This window comes from Arthrobacter sp. D1-29, from assembly GCF_054130585.1.
This window is the reverse complement of the sequence record NZ_CP096383.1, coordinates 1,328,285-1,351,724: the sequence shown is the minus strand read 5'-3', so window position 1 is coordinate 1,351,724 and position 23,440 is coordinate 1,328,285. Positions and strand designations below refer to the sequence as shown.

Genomic DNA, 23,440 nt, shown 5'->3' with positions numbered 1-23,440 from the left:
TCCGCCTGCGGACGCAGTTGCGCCCTGCGGCCGCTGATTTAACCCACCGTGCCTCAAGCCGTAACCTCGCCAGTACCGTAAAAGCTTCCCAGCGTATGCAAGAGGCGGCGCCCGTTCATTCTGAATGGGCACCGCCTCGCAATGCCGGCTCAGCTGTTTGGCTGGCCGGGATGCCTTAGCTCAGGGTTTCAATGACCTTGTTCAGCGTGGCGGAGGGGCGCATGACGGACGAAGCCTTGGCGTCGTCCGGGTGGTAGTAGCCTCCGATGTCCACCGGGGAACCCTGGACAGCCGCGAGTTCACCAACGATGGTCTCTTCGTTGGACGTCAGCGCCTCTGCAACTGCGGAGAACGATGCTGCCAGTTCGGCATCCTCGGTCTGCTTGGCCAGTTCCTCGGCCCAGTAGCGGGCCAGGTAGTAGTGACTTCCCCGGTTGTCGAGCTCGCCGGCGCGGCGGCTCGGGGACTTGTTTTCCAGCAGGAAGGTGCCGGTGGCCCGGTCCAGGGTGTCCGCAAGAACCTGTGCCCGGGCGTTGCCGGTGGTGGTAGCCAGGTGCTCGAAGCTCACTGCGAGGGCGAGGAATTCGCCCAGGCTGTCCCAGCGCAAGTGGTTTTCCTTGAGCAGCTGCTGGACGTGCTTGGGCGCGGATCCGCCGGCACCGGTCTCGAAAAGTCCGCCGCCGTTCATCAGCGGAACCACTGAGAGCATCTTGGCGCTGGTGCCCAGCTCCAGGATGGGGAACAGGTCCGTGAGGTAGTCACGCAGCACGTTGCCGGAGACTGAGATGGTGTCCTCGCCCTTGCGGAGCCGGTCCAGGGTGAAGGCGATTGCCTTCTCCGGAGACATGATCTCCAGCTGCAGGCCCTCGGTGTCGTGATCCTTGAGGTATTCCTTGACCTTGGCGATGAGGTTGGCATCGTGTGCGCGGTCCTCGTCCAGCCAGAACACGGCAGGCGTCTGGGAGGCACGGGCGCGGGTGACAGCCAGCTTGACCCAGTCACGGATGGGAAGGTCCTTGGTCTGGCAGGCGCGCCAGATGTCGCCTTCGGTGACCTGGTGTTCGATCAGGACGTTGCCGGAGCCGTCAATGATCTGGACGGTCCCTGCTTCCTGGATCTCGAAGGTCTTGTCGTGGCTGCCGTATTCTTCTGCTGCCTGTGCCATGAGGCCGACGTTCGGCACCGTGCCCATGGTGGTGGGGTCATAAGCACCGTTGGCGCGGCAGTCATCGATGACCACCTGGTAGATGCCGGCGTAGGAGCTGTCCGGCAGTACGGCCAGGGTATCGGCTTCCTTCCCGTCAGGTCCCCACATGTGTCCGGAGCTGCGGATCATGGCGGGCATGGAGGCATCCACGATGATGTCGCTGGGGACGTTGAGGCTGGTGATTCCCTTGTCCGAATCCACCATCGCCAGCGCCGGGCCATCTTCAAGGCCCTTCTTGATCAGGGCCTGAACGCCTTCGCGGACATCTTCGGGCAGGTCCTCAAGGCCGCTGAGAATGGCAGCGAGTCCGTTGTTCGGGCTAACGCCGGCGGCTGCGAGCTGCTTGCCGTAGGTGTCGAACAGCTCGGAGAAGTACGCCTTCACCACATGGCCGAAGATGATGGGGTCCGAAACCTTCATCATGGTCGCCTTGAGGTGGGCCGAGAACAGCACGCCTTCCTCCTTGGCCCGGGCAACCTGGGCGGCCAGGAACTCGTCCAGGGCGGCGGCGCGCATGACGGTGCCGTCGATGACTTCGCCGGCCAGCACAGGGAAGGCCTTCTTCAGGACCTTGACCGAGCCGTCTTCGCGGACCAGCTGGATGGCGATGGTGTCTTCAGAGCCAACGACCACGGACTTCTCGTTCGAGCGGAAGTCGTCTTTGCCCATGGTGGCCACGTTGGTCTTGGAATCCGGGGACCAGGCGCCCATGGAGTGCGGGTTCTGGCGGGCATAGTTCTTGACGGACAGGGGCGCGCGGCGGTCCGAGTTTCCTTCACGCAGCACGGGGTTCACAGCGGAACCCTTGATCTTGTCATAGCGCGAGCGGACGGCGGTTTCCTCGTCCGAGGAGGGGTTGTCCGGGTAGTCCGGCAGCGCGTAGCCCTGGCCCTGCAGCTCTGCAATGGCGGCCTTCAGTTGGGGAATGGAAGCACTGATGTTGGGCAGCTTGATGATGTTGGCTTCAGGCGTCTTTGCCAGCTCGCCCAGTTCAGCAAGGGCGTCACTGATCTGCTGCTCCGGGGTGAGGTAGTCTCCGAACACGGCGATGATGCGGCCGGCGAGCGAGATGTCGCGGGTCTCCACCTCCACACCTGCTGTCGAAGCAAACGCCTCGATGATGGGCAGGAACGAGTAGGTAGCCAGCATCGGCGCTTCGTCGGTGTGGGTATAGATAATCTTGGACATGCGCGGGCGTCTCCCTGGAGGTCGGCTTAGATAGGAATCCGGTCTTATTTCACCACGTCCAAACTTACCCGAGGACGCGCGGATGGCGCCCACCACTGTGGCCAAAAGCACTTGCGTTACCATGCGATACCCGGGCAGGCGCGGCCCGGCGGCATCATTTTTGTGCCTAAAAGGCGATGCGGCGCAACAGGTCCCGCAGTTGGTCGCGTTCAGCGGTGGTCAGGTCCCCCATGGCCTGGTCTTCTGCCTGCTGGGTGGCCGCGGCCGCCTGGTCCAGCACACGCTGCCCCTTCGCGGTGCCCTTGATGACTTTCGAGCGCCGGTCCCGGGGATCCGTTTCGCGCTTGACCAGCCCCCGCTGTTCCAGCCCGTCCACCAGCGCCACAATTTGGCTCGGATCCAGCAGCAGGAATTCGGCGAGTTCCCGCTGTGACGGTGCTGCTCCACTGCACGCCAGCGACAACACGGCGTACGAGCGGATCTTCAGCTCCAGCGGTGCGAGGAGGGCATTCGCTTTCGCGCTTCCGCGCGCCCGTGCCCGCGCAGTCAGGAATTCAATCTCGCTGACGAGCGGGCTATTCAACAGCCGTTCGACGCCGTCGGCCGGCAGAAGATCCATGATTCGAGGCTGGGTCATTTATCAATCCTAAAGTTGACGTCCCTCAATCATGCCGCACATAAAGAAGAAAAAAAACTATTGACTTTCTCAATTATAAGAGTTGACATAGATACATCCGGGCGTGTGCTGAGTCACATGTCCAGCGTCAGGCGCAAGAGCGCCGCCGCGCCAGTGATGGAACTCAAGGAAGAGTTGAAATGATGAAAAGGCACCTCGCTAAAATCCTCGCCGCCGGCGCCCTCATGGCCGTTGCCCTCACCGGCTGTGGCTCCGGTTCGGTCACCGGCCAGGAGGGCACGTCTCCCGGAGCAACGGCGGGCGGCGACCTCAAGAACATCACCGTCGGCGTGCTCTCGATCGCACCCTCGGTTGCTGTTCAGTACGGCATTGATGAAGGGATCTTTGAAAAGCACGGTCTCAAAGTTGAGCTCCAGACCGGCCAAGGTGGAGCAGCCATGCTTCCAGCGGTATCCACCGGAACAATGAACTTTTCTGTTGGCAATCCACTCTCCGTGATGCTCGCCGTCGACAAGGGGCTGGACATGAAGATTGTCACCGGCTTCAGTAACTCCAAGGCGGAGGGTGAGGACATCAATGGGGTCGTTGCCGCTAAGGCGTCCGGAATCAGTTCCTTCGGCGATCTGGAAGATAAGACCGTCGCGGTCAACACACTTAAAACCCAGGGTGACCTGACCATCATGGAGAGCGCTGCAAAAGCAGGTGCGGATCCGGCCAAAATCAAGTTTGTTGAGATGCCGTTCCCGGACATGCAGGCCCAGCTTGACCGAGGGTCAGTGGACGCCATCTGGCTGCCGGAGCCTTTCCTGACCAGAGCCCTTACAGATAGCAAGAATGTGCTGGTCGGAAGCCCCAACCAGGAAGCAATCCCGGGACTGCCCACCATGGTGAGCTTCACCAGCGGAAACTTCGCCCAGCAGAACGCGGACACGGTCAAGGCGTTCAGGGAAGCCATCGAGGAGACCTTGGAGAAGGCTGAACAGAATCCGGACGATGTCCGTGCCGTGCTCCCGAAGTTTATGAACATGGATCCCGCCGTCGCCAAGAATCTGAAGATGGAATCGTACGACGGCGAAGTTCCCACCGAGGTACTCTCCAAGCTTGGATCCCTCATGGTCAAGTACAACTACGTGACTAAAGAGCCCGACGTCGACGCCATGATCGCCAAGTAAGCGAAGTCAGGCAAAATGAACGGCAAGAGCGGCGTGGCCGCTGCGGGCCGGGGATCGCTGATCTCCCGGCCCAAGTGGCCAGTCCAGCAATTCCTGGGTCTGGCGGGAATCCTCGGATTCCTGCTGACCTGGGAGCTGATACCGCGGTTGGGGATCGTTGAACCGCGCTTCCTCCCGCCCGCAAGCGAGGTGATTGCAGCACTCTTGCGGGCCCTCGGGCTGACGGCCTTCTGGGTGAGCGTGGGTGAAACCATGCTTGCCTGGTTCCTAGGCCTGCTGATGGCCGTCATTGCCGCCGTCGTACTTGGTTTTCTCATCGGATCTTCCGCCTTCCTGAGGAAGGCCACGAACTCCACGGTGGAATTCCTGCGGCCCATCCCATCGGTGGCGCTGATCCCGCTGGCAGTGCTGATGTTCGGCGTGAAAATCGAATCTTCACTCATGCTGATCGTCTACGCGGCTTTCTGGCAGGTCTTTATCCAGGTCCTGTACGGGGTGGCTGACATCGACATGGTTGCCAACAACACGGCCAAATCTTACGGGCTGGGACGTTTGGCGCGGATCCGGTATGTGGTGTTCCCCACCGCTTTGCCGTACCTGATGACAGGGGTCAGGCTGGCCGCCGCCGTCGCGCTTATTCTGGCGATCACCGCGGAATTGATCATCGGCTCCCCTGGACTTGGCCGCGAAATCGCCTTGGCTCAATCCGGCGGTGCCATCTCCGGCATGTACGCGTTGGTACTGGCAACGGGCCTGATCGGAGTATTGATAAATCTGATGATGCGGTTCATTGAAAAGAAGACCCTTTCCTGGCACTCGTCAATCCGTTCGGAGGTGATCGTATGAGCTGGTTGAAGGCATTTGGCTACATGGTGGGGCTGCCGCTCCTGCTGATCTTCCTCTGGTGGGCGTTGACACTGGGGAGGCCCAACTTTTTCTTTCCCAGGCCCGGGATCCTGGCTGATACGTTCGTGGAGGTCTGGTTCGGCGAACGGATCCTGTCTGATGTCCTCCCCAGCCTCGGCAGGTTGATCACCGGGGTAACTGCGGCAATCCTGATCGGCGTCGCCGCCGGGCTGGTGATCGGATCCGTCAAATGGCTCCGGTCCTTGCTGGAGCCGACACTGGAATTCTTCCGGGCCGTCCCGCCGCCCGTTCTGGTGCCGGTACTCATGTTGCTGATGGGAATCACGGATTCGATGAAAGTGGTGGTCATCATCTCCGGCTGCATCTGGCCGGTGCTGCTGAACACCATCGAAGGCGTCCGTGCCGTTGATTCGGTGCTTTCCGATTCCAGCCACACGTACGGCATTACGGGCTGGGCCCGCCTGCAGTACCTGGTTCTCCCCTCGGCCAGCCCCCAGATCATGGCCGGGGTCCGTCAGTGCCTGTCCATTGGCCTGATCCTGATGGTCATCTCGGAGATGTTCGCCTCGTCTTCCGGACTGGGCTTCACCATTGTGCAGTTCCAGCGCTCCTTCGCCATCCCCGAGATGTGGTCCGGCATCATCGTCCTGGGCCTGATCGGCGTGGCACTGTCATTCATCTTCCAGTGGAGCGAGCGCCGCGTATTGCGCTGGTACCACGGTCAGAAAGAGGTAGAAAATGCTGGATAACAAAGCACCCGGCACACCCCGCCAAGACGGCAAGCCCATACTGTCGGTCCGGGGTCTGAAGAAGGTCTACAAGACCGACGGCGGCGACGTCGAGGCGGTCCGGAACCTCACCTTCGACCTGCGTCCGGGCGAGCTGGCCTGCCTGGTGGGCCCCTCCGGCTCCGGCAAGACCACGCTGCTCAAATGCATCTCAGGGCTGATGGTCCCCACCGAGGGTGAAGTCCTCCTGAACGGCACGCGGGTCAGCGGCCCGCCGAAGAAGATGGCGGTGGTCTTCCAGGAATACGGCCGCTCCCTCTTCCCCTGGATGCGGGTCCGGCAGAACGTGGAGTTGCCGCTAAAAAACCAGCGTGTTCCCAAGGCCGAGCGCGACCGCATTGTTGACGAGGCCCTGGAAGCAGTGGGGCTGGCTCACGTCCCCCAGTCCTATCCCTGGCAACTCTCCGGCGGCATGCAGCAGCGTGTGGCGATCGCCCGCGCCGTCGCCTACCAGCCCGAAGTACTCCTCATGGACGAACCGTTCGCGGCGGTGGACGCCCAGACCCGCGCTGACCTCGAAGATCTCATCCGCAGCGTCTGGAAGAAACTCGGCGTCACTATCCTGTTCGTCACCCACGACATCGACGAATCCGTCTATCTCGGCGAACGCGTTATTATCCTCTCCAGCTCTCCCACCGTGATCCAGGAGGACATCGTCATCAACCTGCCCCAGGAGCGGGACCAGCTCAACACGCGGGCATTGCCAAGGTTTACGGAATTGCGCCATCACGTCTACGAACAGATCCAGCTTGCCAAGAAGGGACACCGCCCCGCCGCCGCAACTGTCTCCTGATGCTGCCGTCAGTGCACCAACGGATTCAACGAACCTTGGCCAGGAACATCGCTTAACAGAGACCTGCCACCAGTGCAACAAAGGAGGAAAATCCATTTACAAAAGTGTCATATCCGGATAAATTCATGGTGCACGTGGCGGGCGTCACCGGAGCCCTCCCCCACCGTTTGGACAGGACACGAATGACACGCACCAGGTCTCTGGCTACCAGCCTTTTGAGCCTCTCTGCAGCCGCCCTGCTGGCACTTGGTGCCGCCAGTGGAGCCACGGCTGTGCCTGCCGCCGCAGAGGACAAGCAGGCCCCTTCCGTGACAAGCGCAACGGTGGACAGCACGGGAGTGGCTGAGTACTGGACCAGTGACCGCATGCAAAACGCAATCCCCGGTGACGTCCTGGCCGGGAAAGCACTCGAACGCGGCAATTCGTCAAGTGCAGCATCCGTGGAGAAGGGCACCAACACCAAGGTGAAACCGGCCCAAGGCAAAGCCACCATAGCCGTCAGCGAGGCCCCGGTTGACCACATCGGCAAGGTGTTCTTCACCCTTGGCGGAGCCAACTATGTCTGCTCCGGCAACGCCGTGGTTTCCGCGAACAGGAGCACCGTAGCCACTGCAGGCCACTGCCTCAACGAGGGCCCTGGCGCCTTTGCCACCAATTTCATGTTTGCACCGAAATACGAGAACGGCGTGTCACCGTACGGGAAGTGGACCGCGCGCCACCTTTACACGCCAACCCAGTGGAGCTCGAACGGCGACATCCAGTACGACACCGGCTTTGCAGTGATGAACCAGCTCAACGGGCAGTACCTGGCAGACGTTGTCCAGGAATCCGGAGTCGAGTTCAACGCCGCACGGGGTCTTACCTACAAGGCCTACGGCTACCCTGCCGCAAAGCCTTTCAATGGCGCGAGCCTCAAAAGCTGCACGGGCGCGGCCTTCGACGACACCGAAAACCAGTTCAACACCCAGGGAATTTCCTGCGACATGACCGGCGGCTCATCTGGCGGCCCCTGGTTCATCGGATCAGACGCCACAGGCCTTCAGAACTCGATCAACAGCTACGGCTACAGCCGCTCCCCCGTTATGTACGGCCCCTACTGGGGCTCCGTTATCCAGCAGACGTATGCAAGTGCAGAAACAGCCTAGGGATACCTCGCCCGGCGGGGAATCAGTCAGTCACAGCCAATCGGCCAGGACGCAGGGGGAGATCCTCGAGTACTGGACGCACCAGAAGATGGCTGGTGCCAGGCCCCGGGAGCTCCGGCTTCCGGAGAAGGGTCCGCGCCTCAAGCAGCGGGGCGCGGACGTTCAAACACCTGGTTCCTAGGCAGCCCTTAAAGCCCGACGGCGTCTCTCCCCTCAGGGGGACAGACGCCGTCGACGTTTAACTGGCTGGAGCTTAGAACCCGGGGGGCTAGTGGAAGAAGTGGCGGGCACCGGTGAAGTACATGGTGACGCCCGCCGCGTTCGCCGCAGCTATTACTTCCTCGTCCCGGACCGAACCGCCCGGCTGCACCACGGCGCGCACGCCGGCGTCGATCAGGATCTGGAGGCCGTCAGCGAACGGGAAGAATGCGTCGGAGGCGGCAACCGCGCCGCGGGCGCGCTCAGGGGCACCGTCCGCCGGGGTGTTGGAGGCCCCGCCTGCCCCCTCAACGTCCGAGCTCACGTTCACGCCCAGGGTGTTCGCCCGTTCCACGGCCAGCCTGCAGGAATCCAGGCGGTTAACCTGGCCCATGCCGATGCCGACGGCTGCGCCTTCGGAGGCCAGCAGGATCGCGTTTGACTTGGCGGCGCGGCAGGCGGTCCAGGCGAAAGCCAGATCGGCGAGGGTCTTCTCGTCGGCGGGTTCGCCGGCAGCAAGGGTCCAGTTGGCGGGGTTGTCGCCGTCGGCGTCAACCTTGTCAGTGACCTGGACGAGGACTCCGCCGGAGACCTGGCGGATTTCGGCCGGGTAGCGGCCGTAGCCCTCGGGCAGGGCGAGCAGGCGGATGTTCTTCTTCTTGGACAGGATCTCCACGGCCTCCGGCTCGAAGCCGGGGGCGATGACAACTTCGGTGAAGATGTCTTTGACGGTGTTTGCCATGCCGGCGGTGACCGTCCGGTTGGCTGCGATGACGCCGCCAAAAGCCGAAACGGGATCGCAGGCGTGGGCTTTGGCGTGCGCGTCGGCGATCGGGTCTTCGGCACCGGTTGAGCCCACTGCCACACCGCAGGGGTTGGCATGCTTGATAACGGCGACGGTCGGCTCGGCGAAGTCGTAGGCTGCGCGGAGGGCGGCGTCTGCGTCAACAAAGTTGTTGTAGCTCATGGCTTTGCCGTGGAGCTGGTCTGCCTGCGCGATGCCGGCGGGGGCGGCCTTGTCCACGTAGAGGGCCGCCTGCTGGTGCGGGTTTTCGCCGTACCGGAGGACCTCGGAGCGTTCCAGTGCCAGGCCGGCGTAGGCCGGCCAGTCGATGACGCCGTCGCCGTCTTCATCCAGGAACTGGCTGGCAGTCCATGTGGCCACGGCGTTGTCATAGGTGGCGGTGTGGGCGAACGCCTTGGCGGCCAGCCGGCGTCGGGTCTTAAGGTCAAAGCCGCCTTCAGCGGCCGCATTGATGACGTCGCCGTAGAAGCCCGGATCAACAACGATGGTGACGGCGGCGTGGTTCTTTGCGGCCGAACGGACCATGGCGGGGCCGCCGATGTCGATCTGCTCGACGACGTCGTCCAGGGCGGCACCTGACTTGACGGTCTCCACGAACGGGTAGAGGTTCACCACCACCAGGTCGAAGGTTTCGATCTCCATGCCGGCGAGGGTTTCCATGTGTGCCGGGACACGGCGGTCGGCGAGGATGCCGCCGTGCACGCGCGGGTGCAGCGTCTTGACGCGGCCGTCCAGCATTTCCGGGGAGCCGGTGACTTCCTCGACTTCCTGGACCGGGATTCCGGCCTCGGCGATCTTCTTGGCCGTGGAGCCGGTGGATACGATCTTCACGCCTGCTGCGTGCAGGCCCTTGGCGAGCTCCTCCAGACCGGTCTTGTCGTAAACCGAGATCAGGGCCCGGCGGATGGGAACACGGTCAAGCTGCGTGAAGCTCACAAAAGTCTCCGTCTTATCTCGCGGAACAACGCCGCGGTTGGTGGGGATACGGCCAGTTTATCGTGAAGTGGGGTTGCGCCGTTTGCCTGCCGCACTGTGACGGCGCGGGCGTGGGAGGTCCGCCGGCCCGGCTAGAGTTTTCCCAGGAGGCCGAGATGAATACATACACCACTGTGCCCAGCGGCGAACAGGTGGTCCAGGAACTGCCGTGGCGATGGAAAGTCCAGGGCAGGATCTTTCTGATTGGCGGCCTTGGCTTTATGTTCGACGCCTGGGACGTGACCCTCAACGGCATCCTGATCCCCCTGCTCTCCAGCCACTGGTCGCTGACCCCGGGCGAGGCCGGCTGGATCGGTACGGCCAACCTGATCGGCATGGCCCTTGGTGCGTTTGTGTGGGGAACCATCGCGGACACCATCGGGCGCAAGAAGGCGTTTACGGCAACGCTGCTCATCTTCTCGCTCTTCACCGTCCTGGGCGCCTTCTCGCCTGACTTCATCTGGTTCTGCGCCTTCCGGTTTATGGCCGGTTTCGGGCTGGGCGGCTGCATTCCCGTGGACTATGCCCTGGTGGGTGAATTCACTCCCCGGAAGCAACGCGGCAGGGTCCTCACCGCGATGGACGGCTGGTGGCCGGTGGGGGCAGCGCTGTGCGGCTTTGTCTCAGCGGCACTGGTGGCTGCGTTCGCCGACTGGCGCCTGACCATGCTGGTGATGGTGCTCCCCGCCCTGTTGGTGTTCTGGGTCCGCCGCAGTGTCCCCGAATCGCCGCTGTTCCTCATCCGCAAGGGCCGGCGCGAAGAGGCAGCCAAGGTTATTGATTCGCTCGTTGCGGCGACCGGAGTGGAGCCGCGCGCTTACAGCCTGCCCGATGCACAGGAGGTTCCGCGGCTGTCGGCAGGCAGCGCTTGGCAGCAGCTGCGGCTTGTGTGGCAGTTCAACTGGAAGATCACCGCGGCCGCCTGGTCCCTGTTTTTCAGTATCCTGCTGGTCTACTACCTGTCGCTGACCTGGATGCCGCGGATTCTCATTGGGGCCGGCTTCGCTGAGTACAAGGCGTTTGTGACCACAGCCTCAATGGCCGCCGTCGGGCTCCTGGGCGTGATTGTGGCGGCCCTGCTAGTGGAACGGGTGGGCCGCAAATGGATCCTGGCCATTACCGGTCCGCTGTCCGCACTGACCCTGGTGATCGTTGCGTTTGTGGTGGACATCCCCACGGCCGCGGTGTTCTGGCTGCTGGTCTTCGGTTTCGTGGTGCAGGTGGCCATTCCCGTGCTCTACGCCTATGTGTCCGAGCTCTATCCCACAGAACTTCGCGGCACCGGCTTCGGCTGGGCGTCAACGTTCTCCCGGCTGGGGGCAGGCTTCGGGCCGCTGGTCTTTGCCACCTTTTTCTGGCCCGAACTGGGGCTGGCCACATCCTTCGCGCTGGCCGGCGGGCTGGTCCTGGTGGCGGTGCTGTGGATGGCGTTCTTCTCCCCGGAGACCAAGCAGCGCCGGCTCGAGTAGCCCCCTCCCCTCCCTCCCCTCCCAACTGACTCGCAGTTAACGTCGTCAAAACCGGTTGCCATGTCTCATGACCTTGTGGACGGTTCATGTCTCATGACCTCGTAGACAGTTGATGTCTCAGGACTTCGAAGACACTTCATGGTTGCGTGGCGTTTGGCTGCTGACGTCGGCGTGGGTAATGGGTTCGCTTTTTGCGGGCTCCTACAGGGTCTGCGGCGACGCCGGAGGGCTTGCCGTTGCCGACGTAGGGCGTGCCTTTGGGTGGCCTGACGTGGCTGATGATTTCGGTGCCTTGGGGTCCGAAGAACATGATGGTGGCGGCGTCGTAGATGACGTGGACGGTTTGTCCGATGTGTTCCTTGCCCATCATGAAATGGGTGCCCAGGACGGTAATGCAGCCGTCCTTCCGGACCGTTCGGCGAAGGCTGCGTCGCTCTGATTCCGGTGTTGGTTGATCTGGCGGAACCGGTGCCGGGGCTTTTGGAGTGGCGTGCCAGGCCTCGCTTGGGGTCATTCCCGGTGCCAGGCCCTGATGTTCGCGTTGGGTGTTGTAGTACAGATCGAAAGCGTCGACTTGGGCTTGCAGGAGAGTCATTGATGCGGCCGGCGGCTGACGGTGGAGGTATTTGTGCAGGGTCTGGTGGAAGCGTTCGTTCTTGCCCTGGGTGGTGGGTTTGTAGGGCTTACCGGTGATCGGCTCCACGCCTTTGGCTTTGAGGAATTCGACCAGCGCACCGGTGCGTCCGCGGCGGGTCGGGTTCAGCGCTGCGCCATTGTCGGAGAGGAACTTCTGCGGCACGCCATGTCTTTGGATGGCCAGCGTCACGACCGCGATCGCAGCGGCACTGGTTTCGCCCGGGGCCACGAGAGATGCCAGAGCAAGCCGGGAATGATCGTCTATGAGCTGGAAAACTGCCACTTTCGTCCGGTCGGCGAGGACCCACTCGGTCGAGTCGATCTGCCAGCACGCGTTCGGCTGCGGATAGACGAATCGCTTGTAGGCGCTGCGCGGCTTCTTCCGCGGCTCCGGCACCACTACCCCGGACCGGGCAAAGATCCTGGCCACGGTCGCCCGCGACGGGGGACGATAGCCCTGCCTGGACAGCGTAGACAGGACCGACAAAGGGCCGTGATCCAGACCTTGTTTCTCCAGATCAGTCCGAGTGGCAAGCAGGAGATCGATCATGCCAGGCTCGGTGGCAGTGGGCGAGGTCCCCGGAACCGTGGATTTCTTCACCAACGCTTGCACCGGCCCCACCGCACCGGCCGCCGCACGGACTCGATAGAACCACGCCCTCGAGACGTTGTGCTTCCGGCAGAACGCCGTCACGGCACCACGGGGAGCGTCTTCGGGCCATGTCGCCACAGCATGGCGAATCCTGATATCGGGTTGGGGTTTGCTCATGCGACACAAGCAAAACCCCAACCCGAGTGTCTACAACGTCCTGAGACAGAGTGTCTCCGAAGTCATGAGACATAAGCGTCTAATAAGTCATGAGACTCCACAGTCGTCAAAACCGGTTTTCACGACGTTTACTGCGAGTCAGTTGGGCTTCCAGCCGCGGCTCAGCATTGCCATACGGACTTTGGCGACGGCGGCGCGGGCGTCATTCTGCATATGGCGTTTAGAGATCCGCACCAGCGCCCAGCCGCCTCGGGCGAAATCCTCCTCCCGCACGATGTCCCTGACGATCTGCGCGGCATCGGAATGACCTTCTCCGTCATACTCCACAGCGACCTTCTGCTCCGGATAGGCCAGGTCAGGTTGACGCACGATCCCCGTACCCAGCTCCGTGGGCACGTTCAGCTTCGGCTCAGGCAACCCGCCGTACTCCAGGGCCAGCCGCAGTTTGGTTTCTTGTGCAGAGTCCGATCCAACACGGGCCTGTTCCAACGCCAGACGTGCTTTGCGGATTCCCGGGGTTCCTTTGTGCCTGTCAAGCATGTCCGCAAGATCCTCAGGTGTGGCATAAGGCTCAGTTCTGTCCTCGAAGTCAGGCCTCGGAATCCGCAACAAGTGATCAGCCACAACGGTCAGATCTTCGATGCTCATCTTCCGCGCGCAGTCCAGCCAGGTCCTGGTGGGAGAAGTAAGCAGCAGACCACCCAGATCGAGGATCTCGTCGTCAAAGAATTGCCCCACGTGACCCGTGACGCCCTTGCGCCGGGGAATGGCCATCGTATCTGGACGTGAAATGTGAATCGTGGAGTCATCGCTCCCAGGCAAAAACCCAGGGAAGCCCCACAAGTTGAAGGCGGTTGCGTGAGAGGCGGCCGAAAAAGGTGTCACCACGGTATACGGACGGACATAGGTGCCCCGTCAGTCGCTACCGCCGCGGCGGGGAAACGGACACCACGGCTCGGAGCACGAAGAAGTCTAAATCGGAGACGCCCTGGGCTAACGCCGGCGTCGGCCGCTTCATAGACAGTGAACGGCCCGGTTCCGAGTTCAGGCGGCAGCGGTCGCGGATTCCTCATGCCCCATGGTTGCAAATAACCAGAGGCATGTCAGAAGTTATCCACAGATCCGGGACTACCACGAAAGTGGCTGGCAGATAACGTCGTGAAACGCGCGAATGACGACGTTAAATGCGAGCTAGTTGGGTTGGGCGGCGGCGAGGGAGGCCAGCGTGGAGACCAGGAGGCGGCGCTCCACCACCTTGATGCGTTCGTGCAGGGTCTCCTCGGTGTCGGCGTCCTCGATGACAACGGCTTCCTGCGCGATGATGGGGCCGGTGTCCACCCCGGCGTCGGCCCAGTGCACGGTGCAGCCGGTCACCTTCACCCCGTAGGCCATGGCGTCGCGGACCCCGTGGGCGCCCGGGAACGCGGGCAGCAGGGCGGGGTGGGTGTTCAGGTATTTGCCGTTGAAGGCGTCGATAAACTCCGGGCTCACGATCCGCATAAAGCCGGAGGACACCACCACGTCGGGTTCATAGGAAGCCACCCTAGCCGTCAATGCGGCATCCCACTCAGCGCGGGTTGGGAAGGAGTTGAAGTTGATCACAAACGTCTCCAGCCCGGCTTCAGAGGAACGCTCGACGCCGTACGTCCCCTCCCGGTCCGCACCCACTGCGGCAATCTGCACGTCCAGGTCCCCTGCCTTGACGGCGTCGATGACGGCCTGGAGGTTGGATCCGGTACCTGAGACGAGGACTACGATGCGCATGGCACTAGCTTATGGGCACGCTCGCGTAGGCTGGAAAACATGAACAACACTCCGGACCCGGCTGGGCAACAGCGGGCAGCGACTCCGCTCAGCGAAGCCGCCAAGACCTCGCTGGCCAAGACCCACACCCTTTTCCGGACCTTCATCTTCACGGTGCTGGGATCGCTCCTGGTCATCCAGCTGGACCTGACCTACTTCTGGCTCGCGGGCATCCTGACGTTGGCGAGCTTGGTCCTGGGAATCGTGCTGCTGATCCGCGCCGGGCAGCTCAAGGAATCCAAGCTGGTACTGTTCGGCACCGTCGCCGGGTTGGTGTTGTCGCTGGTGATGGTACTCATGGTCCTTGGCATCGCAGCCTTCACGAATCAGTTCAGTGACTACCAGGAGTGCGCCCGGCGTGCCCTCACGGACCAGGCACTCTCCGGATGCGTCGTCGAGCTGCGGAACTCCCTGCCCGGAATGTAGCCGGCCCGGCATTTAGCGCCCGCGGCCCAGCGCCCCAGCTACCGCACCAGTTCGGCTTCTTCTTCCTCTTCCACCTGCCGGCGTTCCAGCCACGGTCCCGCTGCGTATCCGATGACGACGCCGATTCCCACTTCGGCTGCCAGCCAGGTTCCCATCAAGAACGGGTCGGGTCCGATGTCCGTGAGGCGGCCGATTCCGCCGGACCCGCGGGCCAGCCAGGCCAGCCCGGCGGCCAGCAGCCCGGACGCCAGGCCGATGAGTGCGCCGAGTACCAGGGTGGACACCGTTGCCGTGAACCAGCGGGCGTGGACCTTGATGGCGAGCCATTCGTCGAAGTGGTTTTCACCTTCCCGCAGGAACCACCAGCCTGCCAGCACACCGGCCAGCACCGGGACCACCAAAGCGACAAAGCCGTAGTCCAGGGCCCCCGACGGGATGGCCGCAAACACCGGGATGGATGGCAGCGGCCCGGCAGCGGTGGCAAGGGGTCCCACCTGTGATCCCACGCCCATGGCGAAACCGGACCCGGAGACCCAGGCGAGCGCAAAGACTGCAAGGTTGGGGAGGAAGCCAAGCTGCGCAATGGTGAGCACCGCACCGCCGATGGCACCGGCGTCGAGCGCTTCATAAACGGCAATGACCAGGTTCCAGTGGATGAATAGGTCCGCGGCAAGAAGCACGCAGGACAGGGCCAGCGCAGCCATGGCAGCCACAAAGCCCGCCTTGGCTACCGAGGCAAAGTAGGACCCTGCCCAGCGGGAGTGCTGGCTGGTCCGCGAGATCCAGGCGACGGCGTCCACGCCGATGAGCCTGCTCCACGAGCCTGCTTCGCGCCTGGCCCCGATCACCATGCCCAACGCAAAAGGGATGAGCGGGATCAGCATGGCGTACCAGAGATTGATCACAACGTCCGGGGTGCGGCATATGAAGCCGGTGGCGCCGCCAAATGCCGCATAGACCACCCACGATCCCAGGAGCGCCTGCCACAGCTGGTCCGTGTAGGAGGCCCTCGCCAGCCTGCGCCCGGCACGCCACGCGAGCAGGAACGGGATCAGGGTGAGCCCCAGGGGAATCAGCGACAAGGTGCCTGAACGGGCATCGGCAGCAGGGCCGGAATCCAAAGCCACCAGTTCCAGGGGCACTCCGTGGATCAGCAGCCAGGCCTGCCCGGCGAGGCGGGCCAGGACGTGGAAAGCCGAGTTCTGGAACCCCGCCGTCGCCCATACCGCCACGACGGGAGCCACAACCACCAGCGCGGAAATGATGGCGGCCTGCGCCGTTTCCAGCGCCCCCTGCAGCCATAAAGGCATGGGAATGCCACGGTCTCCGGTCTGATCAGCGCGCAGTTTCATCGTGTTCCATGGTGTCACGGCCGGGGCTGCTCCCCCGTGTGCGACAGGCTCAATCCATGCAGGAGACGGGGCTCACCCCAGTAGGCATTCCCCGGCGCTGATCATCATCCGTGCCCGGTTCCAGGTGCGCGCAAACCATCCTGCGCGGGTCCCTGTTCAGCGGTGTTCCCGCTGAGCAGCCGACGACGGCGGCGGGGCAGCCGCCGTCGTTTCAGAAGTCCCCAGGGCCCCGGTTTTCGGCGCTTTTTCCACAGGTCAGCCGTAAAATTGGAATGTCCGCAATCAGTGGTTGGAGGCAGAAAAATGACTACCGCATCCCCACATGCACACGGTGTCCATTTTGGACGTTCAGACGTCCAGAACGCCGGCATGGGTGTAGGTATTCTCTTGTTGTTGGTGGGTATCCTGGGCTTTATCCCCGGCGTCACCACCCGGTACAGCGAATTGATGTTCCTTGGGCCTGATTCACACGCCATGCTCCTTGGCCTGTTCCAGGTGTCCATGCTGCTCAACATTGTGCAGCTGGCCATCGGCGCAACCGGCTGGGCAATGTCCCGCACCGAACATGGCGCACGAAACTTCCTCTATGGCGCCGGCGCGCTGTACATCGTCCTCGCCATTTTCGGGCTAAGTGTCGGTGTTGATTCGGCGGCCAATTTCCTGTCGCTGAACATGACGGACAACTGGACCCATCTGGTGCTGGGTGTACTGATGATTGCTGCTGGCTGGCTGTTTTCACGGAACATGGCCGGCGAGAGGAGATAAACCCGGACAACACACCCGGGAAAATAGGAGCCGCGAATGAAGAATGATCCATAAAGTTCTGAATATTCGTCCTACTGGCTGGTGCAGTTGGCGCGGTCCCGCGAGCAGCTGCACCGGCTTTCTTTGTGCCCGGGCCACTCGGGGTCCGGGGTTCACAGCGAGTCGTCACCGCGAGCGCCGGCGGGAACGGAACCGGTGCAACAATGGGCCCATGACCGCCATCATCCTCGGCTGGAACCCGGACCGCTGGAACGACTGGAACTACCCGGCAGTCCTCGAAGAGGTGGCCGCCGCGGGGCTGTACATCCACTCCTGGAACCCTGGAAAGCGCAGAAACCTCCCGGCCGGCACAGACGTGTGGCTGGTTCTGCAGGGAAGACGCGGGCCGGGGCTCATGGGTCACGGCGCGGTTGTCTCGGCGCCAGGCGGCGAAACGCCCATCATGCATGTGCAGGTCGGCTTCGACGCCCTTCTGCCGCTGGGTGACCACATAGCGTCCGACGTCCTCATGCAGGCCACGCCTGCCGTCCCCTGGAGTGTGGCCAACCGTTCGGGCCTCACCGTCCACCCCTCTGAGGAAGCGAACATCCGGGCCCTCTGGGGAGCCTTTGGGCCGGCGCCGGCGCCAGACCCCACGCATCCGGTGCCCGGCACGTATCCGGGAGGCGCCGTCAGCTGGGCGCAGGTGAACCGGTACGAACGCGACCCAGAAGCCCGGCGGGCCTGCATCGCCCATCGCGGCACCAACTGTGCCACCTGCGGGTTCTCGTTTGAAGTGACCTACGGCGAGATTGGCCGGGACTTCATCCAGGTCCACCATGTGGTGCCGGTGTCTGAACTCGGCGATGGCTACCAACTTGATCCCGTCACGGACCTTGTTCCGCTGTGCGCCAATTGCCACGCCATGGCCCACCACGGAGTGAGCACTCCCAGGACCGAAGGGGAGCTAAGGCGGGTGATCGCCGCCGCCGGGTTCCTGCGCGGAACCACCGTGTCCGACACCGAACTCGAAGCCGAGCGTGCCGCCAAGGAGATCCTGGGACCGGAGAAGTAGGACCGCGCAAGCGACGCCGGGCCCCGAAAGTGGGACCCGGCGTCGTTCTTGGCGAACCGCGAACGGTGCGCCGGCCTGCTCCGCGTCGCGCTAGCGGCGGGTATCGTCGATGCCGTCGGCCTCGATGCGTTCCTTGCGGACCTCTTCGTTGACGGTGACGTCGTCCTTCACGGTGTCTTTGTCCAGGCGGACGCGCTCCACCGGCACGGTTTCCTTGTCCACCACGGGGCGCTCTTCGTGAAGGGTCACTTCGTGCTCTTCATCGCTGAGGTCAGGGCCCGACATCGCTGCTCCGCGGTTCTCATCGGTGATGGGTTCGCGCTCGATGCGGACTTCCTCGCGCTGCACGGGAACGGTGTGGGTGACGTTCTCGGTGGTGACGTACTTGCGTAGCCTTGCCCGCCCTGTGGCCTGCTTTTCGGTACCCACGTTCAGGCGTTCCTCCGAGCGGGTCATGGCGTCATCGGTGGTGGGGCCGGAGGTGTCGCGGCCCACGGTTCCGGCGGCATCGCCGGCGTTGAGGTCGGCGTCGCCGCGGTAATCCGTGTCCGTCATGCCGGCGTCGGTGCGGGCTTCGGAGTAGGTCCGGCCGCCCCGTTCGTAGTGGTCGTACAGCCGGTCTTCCTCGTCTGGCTCCAGGTGTCCGTCCGCGTCCACCCGCGGAGCGTCCTTGACGTGGTCCTTGGTGTACGGAACCACCAGGTCGTCGCCGTCGATCCGGGCGCCTTCAACCGGAACAAACGACTGGGACGTTCCAAACAGCCCGGTCTTCACGGTGACCCAGGTGGGCTCGCCCGTGTCGTCATCAGCGTAGAGCTGGCCGATCGAACCGATCTTGTCGCCGTCCGATGCCACTACGTTCCCTCCCCTATTCAGGAGGTTTTCAATGTTTTCCCTCGTGAGCATGACGTCTCCTTTTGGATGTGCTGGGATTGCGCGCTTGCGGTGGATCTGCCGTACCGCCTGGAGCTTGGGAGAGTCTCCGGGCCTCGTGGCGTCCACCCCATCTTCTTGAGGTTCCGCTATGGCTGCCCCTATACGGTAAGCATGCTTAGTACTTAAAGGGAAGTGTACTTGGCATTTTCTGCTCCCCTTTTTTATGAGCACATGAGGAGCCGCGAAAAAGACCTCGACGAACGGCAGCACTGGGCGTACGCTGGTGCCCATCGGCGAGGGGGTGGATCGGATGGGGGCGATACCACGGACTCGTTGGCGCTCGGCCATCCGTTCCGTCCTGCTGGCACTCCTGACAGCGCTGGCCTGGCTCGCGTGGGGAGCCGGGACCGCCACTGCCTCCAGTCTGGTTCCGGACGGCGGCGAACTCGGCAACCTTTCGGAGTCTGTCCTGACCCAGCCGCTTCCGGCACCTCCCGTCGTCGTCAGCGCAGGTGATACCGCAGTAGCCGGGGCGGGTTCCCTGACGGATTCGGCAACAGGTGCCGTCAATACATTGGCCGCCCCGGTTGTGCCTGTGGTCGCAGGCACAACCGCAACAGTCACCGGCTTGGTACCCAGGCTGCCCGACCTCCCCTTGGTGCAGGCGCCCCTCCCGCTTCCCCTCCCCGACATCCTGCCGTTGCCTGACCAGTTGCCGCCGCTGCTGCCGGAACCCCTGCCCGCGCCCTTACCGCTGCCCTTACCGCTGCCGGACCTGCTGCCCGTCCCCGTCCCGCCGCAACTGCCCGGCCTGCCCCCGCTGACGACGCCGGCACCTGGCTCCGGGGCGACACCCGCCGCCAACCTCCCGTCGTCCGACGCCGTTGCACAAGTGGCCGCCGGGGCTGGTTTGACTCCGGCCAGCACTGCTACTGCACCCGCCGAAGAGACGGACGTAACGGCGCAGTCGAACACGCTGCGGTTCGGCTTCACCGCAGCCCAGGACTTCGCCGGGTCAGCCACGCGCCGTGCGGCAACGGCAAACCCCTCCGGCCCAGGGGACGGCACCGGCAATACCGGCAGGCTGGACCCTCCGGCGCTCGCGAATGGCGCAGCTACGGCCGGCTCCGGGTCAGCCGGAGGCTCATCAAGCCCTGCAGACCTGGGCGGATCCTGGCACGTCCTTCGGCCATTGGCTTATGGACCACACCTGTCCGGCACCCAGACGCTGCCGGCCGCCCCTTCCTTCGATCCCGGGTCTTCACCCGACTGAACGGGTCAGCTCTGCCCTTTTTCGGCAGAACATGACCACCGCGCGCCACCGGCGCCCGGACACCACGTTCAGTCAGGAGAAACCTCATGTCCATCAACACTGCCGTGATCAACCGCGCCACCGTCATGTCGACCGTGGGCAACTGGCCCGACCCCGTGCGCAAGCTCGGCTAAGGCCGGGGAGTTGGATGGGGCGGTGCTGGGGGCCGCCCCATCCAGCCACGCGCTGATCTGTTAACCCAACCTTTCCCTGCCCTCTACCCCTGCGACCCCCCGTCGTCAGCCCGGGCGCCCACCGTGGAGGGGTGAGGATCGCAATTGTCGCTGAATCATTCCTGCCGTCGATGAACGGGGTAACGCACTCCATCCTGCGGGTGCTGGAGCATCTGCGGGACCGGGGCGATGAAGTCCTGGTGATTGCCCCCTCGACCCAGGAGCCAACGGGGGCTGCAGGACCTGAAGAGGTGTACGGCGCGCAGGTGCACCGGCTGCCTTCCATGCCCCTCGCCGGATACACCAAGGTGCGCGTAGCGATGGGGGGTGTGTATCGGGTCAAGCGAATCCTTGCCGATTTCGCACCCGATATTGTTCACCTGGCCTCGCCGTTTGTCCTGGGCTGGCGCGCAGTCCAGGCCGCACACCAGCTGGGCATCCCCACGATCGCCATCTACCAGACCGAGGTCCCCAGCTACGCGGCACGGTATGGTGTTCCGTTCCTGGAGAACTGGGCGTGGAACCGCGTGGAGAACATCCACCTGCTGGCCACCCGGACCTTGGCCCCCTCCACGTTCGCGCTGAATCAGTTGCGCGGGCGTGGCATTCCGCGGGTGGCCATGTGGCGGCGGGGTGTGGATACCGTCCGGTTTTCACCCGGAAAGCGCGACGACGGCTGGCGGGCTTCCGTGGCACCCGGCGGCGAACGGATCATCGGCTATGTTGGCCGCCTGGCTGTCGAAAAGCAGGTGGAGGACCTCGCCATATTGGCAGATGTCCCCAACACCAGGCTGGTGATTGTGGGTGACGGGCCACAGCGGGCCGCCCTGCGGGAGGCCCTGCCGGAGGCGGTCTTCGCCGGATTCCTGGGCGGGGAGGAACTCGCCCGGGCAGTTGCTTCGTTCGATCTTTTTGTCCACCCCGGCGAATTCGAAACGTTCTGCCAGACCATCCAGGAAGCAATGGCATCCGGTGTTCCAGTGGTGGCTACGGGCAGGGGCGGGCCTTTGGACCTGGTGGAGAATTCCCGCACGGGCTGGCTCTACGAACCCGGTCATCTGGCCGGGTTGCGGGCGCACGTCACGGACCTGATGGGCGACGACGCCAAGCGCCGTGCGTTTGCGGCAGCAGCCCACGCCTCGGTACAGAACCGCACCTGGCCGGCCCTCAGCGCCGAGCTGGTGGCACATTACCAGGCCGCAATCGCCGGCTCGCCGGTGGCGCCGGCCGGCAGGAAGGGGGCAACGCTGTGAAGATCTCAGTCATTGGCTGTGGCTACCTGGGGGCAGTCCACGCTGCCACGCTGGCATCAATGGGGCACACGGTCGCCGGCATTGACGTGGACGCCGCCAAGGTGGAGCACCTCGGCCGCGGCGCGGCCCCGTTTTATGAGCCCGGGCTGGATGAGCTCCTGCAGGACGGGCGCACCACCGGGCGCCTGACCTTCTCCACCGACTTCTCCGCCGCAGCCGGAGCGCAGGTCCATTTCCTCTGTGTGGGAACGCCGCAGTCAAAGACGTCCGACGGCGCCGACCTCACCTATCTGGTCTCCGCCACGGAAGCGCTGCTCCCGCACCTGGCGAGGGGCGCCGCCGTCGTCGGGAAATCCACGGTGCCGGTGGGCACTGTGGACATGCTCCACGGAATCCTGGCCAGGCGCCCTGACGTGCTGGTGGGGTGGAACCCCGAGTTCCTGAGGCAGGGCACAGCCGTCAAGGATTCCCTAGTCCCGGACCGGCTGGTGTACGGCGTGGAAGGCGGCCGGGCCATGGCGTTCAACCCTTCCACAGGAGCGCCCCTCGCAGTCACCGCAGTACTGGATGCAGTCTACGAGCCGCTGCTGAACGCAGGCATCCCACGGGTGGTGTGCAGCTTTGCCACGGCCGAGCTGATCAAGTCTGCCGCCAACGCGTACCTGGCAACGAAAGTCAGCTTCATCAACGCGATCTCGGAACTGTGTGACGCATCGGGTGCGGACGTCGCCGAACTGGGTGAGGCCATGGGCATGGACCCGCGGATCGGCAGCCGCTATCTGCATGCGGGGCTGGGTTTCGGCGGCGGGTGCCTGCCCAAGGACATCCGCAGCTTCCGGGCACAGGCCGCCGGTTTAGGCGTCCGCTCAGTGGATGACTGGATGGGCCTGGTGGATGCCATCAACCTGGGGCAGCGGACCAGGACGGTTGCCCTGGCCAAGGAGCTCTGCGGTGAACTGGCGGGCCGCTCGGTCACTGTGCTTGGCGCGTCCTTCAAGCCGGACACGGACGACATCCGCGATTCCCCAGCCCTTGATGTTGCCTCCCGCCTGGCGGAGGCAGGGGCGCATGTCACGGTCACGGACCCCAAGGCCGTGAACCACGCGTGGATGCGTTATCCGCGGCTTCGCTTTGAGACCTCCACCAAGAAGGCCCTGCAGGGAGCGGAACTGGTGCTGCTCCTGACCGAGTGGGACGAATACCGGCTGCTCGCCCCTGCGGTTGCTGGCGGAATTGTCCGACGGCGGGTAGTTCTGGATGCACGGAACGTGCTGGATGCTGCTGCCTGGCAGGCCGAGGGCTGGACAGTACGGGGGCTGGGGACGAACGGGGTAACCGTCGAGCCCGCGCTGGGACCGCAAAAACCACATATTTCAGTCACAAAAACAACTATTGCCACCTTTTGATATCCCGAATCCTTGCAGAATAGTAAGTACGCTGATTGAATTGGATGACCGGGGTGAGGCGTCGGCAACAATTATCGACAAGGAAGTGTGACCATGGGAATTCTCGGGTTTCTCATTTTGGGCTTGATCGCTGGAGCTATCGCCAAGGCCATCCTGCCCGGAAGGCAAGGAGGAGGCTGGCTGATCACGCTCGTCCTGGGCGTCGTGGGCGCTATTCTTGGCGGCTGGATCGGCTCCCTCATCTTCGGCGGCGGACTTGCCGAATTCTTTGACCTCCGGACCTGGCTGCTGGCAATCCTGGGCTCCATCATTGTCCTGCTGATCTACGGTGCAGTGGCGAACCGAGGCAGAAGCCGCGTGTAACCAACGCA

At 63.6% G+C, this 23,440-nt stretch carries 21 protein-coding genes; 13 read left to right on the top strand and 8 right to left on the bottom strand.

All coding sequences use genetic code 11. From position 1 onward, the window contains the following. Positions 1-175 precede the first annotated feature (175 nt). Complete coding sequence (locus M1E17_RS06350; protein WP_457966213.1) at positions 176-2,395, bottom strand: NADP-dependent isocitrate dehydrogenase; 2,220 nt, start codon at positions 2,393-2,395, stop codon at positions 176-178. Positions 2,396-2,561: 166 nt separating this feature from the next. Continuing rightward, positions 2,562-3,032, bottom strand: coding sequence for a MarR family winged helix-turn-helix transcriptional regulator (locus tag M1E17_RS06345; protein WP_457966211.1), 471 nt, complete (start codon positions 3,030-3,032; stop codon positions 2,562-2,564). A gap of 179 nt (positions 3,033-3,211) precedes the next feature. On the opposite strand from M1E17_RS06345, the gene M1E17_RS06340 reads away from it, so the two are divergent. From M1E17_RS06340 to M1E17_RS06320, 5 genes are all read left to right on the top strand, one after another. Beyond that, positions 3,212-4,204 (top strand): ABC transporter substrate-binding protein, encoded by a 993-nt coding sequence (locus M1E17_RS06340; RefSeq protein ID WP_457966209.1) that lies wholly within the window; start codon positions 3,212-3,214, stop codon positions 4,202-4,204. A gap of 15 nt (positions 4,205-4,219) precedes the next feature. Next, the gene (locus M1E17_RS06335) at positions 4,220-5,050 is read left to right on the top strand and encodes an ABC transporter permease (RefSeq protein WP_457966207.1); all 831 of its coding nucleotides are present in this window, start codon (positions 4,220-4,222) and stop codon (positions 5,048-5,050) included. Next, positions 5,047-5,820 (top strand): ABC transporter permease, encoded by a 774-nt coding sequence (locus M1E17_RS06330; protein ID WP_457966206.1) that lies wholly within the window; start codon positions 5,047-5,049, stop codon positions 5,818-5,820. The genes M1E17_RS06335 and M1E17_RS06330 overlap by 4 nt, the downstream gene beginning before the upstream one ends. Further along, entirely contained in the window at positions 5,810-6,652 is an 843-nt protein-coding gene (locus M1E17_RS06325) for an ABC transporter ATP-binding protein (protein WP_457966204.1), read from the top strand. Before M1E17_RS06330 ends, M1E17_RS06325 begins: the two co-directional genes overlap by 11 nt. 182 nt (positions 6,653-6,834) lie before the next feature. Beyond that, complete coding sequence (locus tag M1E17_RS06320; RefSeq protein WP_457966202.1) at positions 6,835-7,797, top strand: trypsin-like serine peptidase; 963 nt, start codon at positions 6,835-6,837, stop codon at positions 7,795-7,797. A gap of 268 nt (positions 7,798-8,065) precedes the next feature. Here the strand turns inward: M1E17_RS06320 and purH are convergent, their stop codons facing one another. Then, entirely contained in the window at positions 8,066-9,736 is a 1,671-nt protein-coding gene (gene purH, locus M1E17_RS06315; RefSeq protein ID WP_457966200.1) for a bifunctional phosphoribosylaminoimidazolecarboxamide formyltransferase/IMP cyclohydrolase, read from the bottom strand. A 155-nt stretch (positions 9,737-9,891) separates the two neighbouring features. On the opposite strand from purH, the gene M1E17_RS06310 reads away from it, so the two are divergent. Then, positions 9,892-11,244, top strand: coding sequence for an MFS transporter (locus M1E17_RS06310; RefSeq protein ID WP_457966198.1), 1,353 nt, complete (start codon positions 9,892-9,894; stop codon positions 11,242-11,244). 136 nt (positions 11,245-11,380) lie between these two features. Here M1E17_RS06310 and M1E17_RS06305 read toward each other — a convergent pair whose 3' ends face one another. From M1E17_RS06305 to purN, 3 genes are all read right to left on the bottom strand, one after another. Beyond that, on the bottom strand, positions 11,381-12,649 hold the full coding sequence (locus M1E17_RS06305; protein ID WP_457963134.1) for a DDE-type integrase/transposase/recombinase: 1,269 nt from the start codon (positions 12,647-12,649) through the stop codon (positions 11,381-11,383). Positions 12,650-12,787: 138 nt separating this feature from the next. After that, a complete protein-coding gene (locus M1E17_RS06300) occupies positions 12,788-13,423 on the bottom strand; it encodes an endonuclease domain-containing protein (RefSeq protein WP_457966196.1) in 636 nt (211 codons plus the stop codon). 417 nt (positions 13,424-13,840) lie between these two features. Next, complete coding sequence (purN, locus tag M1E17_RS06295; protein ID WP_457966195.1) at positions 13,841-14,413, bottom strand: phosphoribosylglycinamide formyltransferase; 573 nt, start codon at positions 14,411-14,413, stop codon at positions 13,841-13,843. A gap of 39 nt (positions 14,414-14,452) precedes the next feature. On the opposite strand from purN, the gene M1E17_RS06290 reads away from it, so the two are divergent. Next, the gene (locus M1E17_RS06290) at positions 14,453-14,878 is read left to right on the top strand and encodes a hypothetical protein (RefSeq protein ID WP_457966193.1); all 426 of its coding nucleotides are present in this window, start codon (positions 14,453-14,455) and stop codon (positions 14,876-14,878) included. A gap of 38 nt (positions 14,879-14,916) precedes the next feature. On the opposite strand, the gene M1E17_RS06285 is transcribed toward M1E17_RS06290, so the two are convergent. Further along, positions 14,917-16,230, bottom strand: coding sequence for a cell division protein PerM (locus M1E17_RS06285; RefSeq protein ID WP_457966192.1), 1,314 nt, complete (start codon positions 16,228-16,230; stop codon positions 14,917-14,919). A 303-nt stretch (positions 16,231-16,533) separates the two neighbouring features. Here M1E17_RS06285 and M1E17_RS06280 point away from each other — a divergent pair, with 303 nt between their 5' ends. Beyond that, positions 16,534-16,995, top strand: a complete 462-nt coding sequence (locus M1E17_RS06280; RefSeq protein ID WP_267278169.1) for a DUF4383 domain-containing protein — start codon at positions 16,534-16,536, stop codon at positions 16,993-16,995. Positions 16,996-17,206: 211 nt separating this feature from the next. Next, a complete protein-coding gene (locus tag M1E17_RS06275) occupies positions 17,207-18,049 on the top strand; it encodes an HNH endonuclease (RefSeq protein ID WP_457966190.1) in 843 nt (280 codons plus the stop codon). Between the two features lie 90 nt (positions 18,050-18,139). Here M1E17_RS06275 and M1E17_RS06270 read toward each other — a convergent pair whose 3' ends face one another. Next, positions 18,140-18,955 carry a DUF2382 domain-containing protein gene (locus M1E17_RS06270; protein WP_457966189.1) on the bottom strand — a complete coding sequence of 272 codons (816 nt, stop codon included), beginning with the start codon at positions 18,953-18,955 and terminating at the stop codon, positions 18,140-18,142. 280 nt (positions 18,956-19,235) lie between these two features. Between M1E17_RS06270 and M1E17_RS06265 the strand changes: the two genes are divergently transcribed. The 4 genes from M1E17_RS06265 (at position 19,236) to M1E17_RS06250 (ending at position 23,432) form a co-directional block, all read left to right on the top strand. Further along, entirely contained in the window at positions 19,236-20,198 is a 963-nt protein-coding gene (locus M1E17_RS06265) for a hypothetical protein (protein ID WP_457966188.1), read from the top strand. A 304-nt stretch (positions 20,199-20,502) separates the two neighbouring features. Then, positions 20,503-21,663 carry a glycosyltransferase family 4 protein gene (locus tag M1E17_RS06260; protein WP_457966186.1) on the top strand — a complete coding sequence of 387 codons (1,161 nt, stop codon included), beginning with the start codon at positions 20,503-20,505 and terminating at the stop codon, positions 21,661-21,663. After that, a complete protein-coding gene (locus tag M1E17_RS06255) occupies positions 21,660-23,069 on the top strand; it encodes a UDP-glucose dehydrogenase family protein (RefSeq protein ID WP_457966184.1) in 1,410 nt (469 codons plus the stop codon). The genes M1E17_RS06260 and M1E17_RS06255 overlap by 4 nt, the downstream gene beginning before the upstream one ends. A 93-nt stretch (positions 23,070-23,162) precedes the next feature. Next, positions 23,163-23,432 carry a GlsB/YeaQ/YmgE family stress response membrane protein gene (locus M1E17_RS06250; RefSeq protein ID WP_267278163.1) on the top strand — a complete coding sequence of 90 codons (270 nt, stop codon included), beginning with the start codon at positions 23,163-23,165 and terminating at the stop codon, positions 23,430-23,432. The last annotated feature ends 8 nt before the right edge of the window (positions 23,433-23,440 follow it).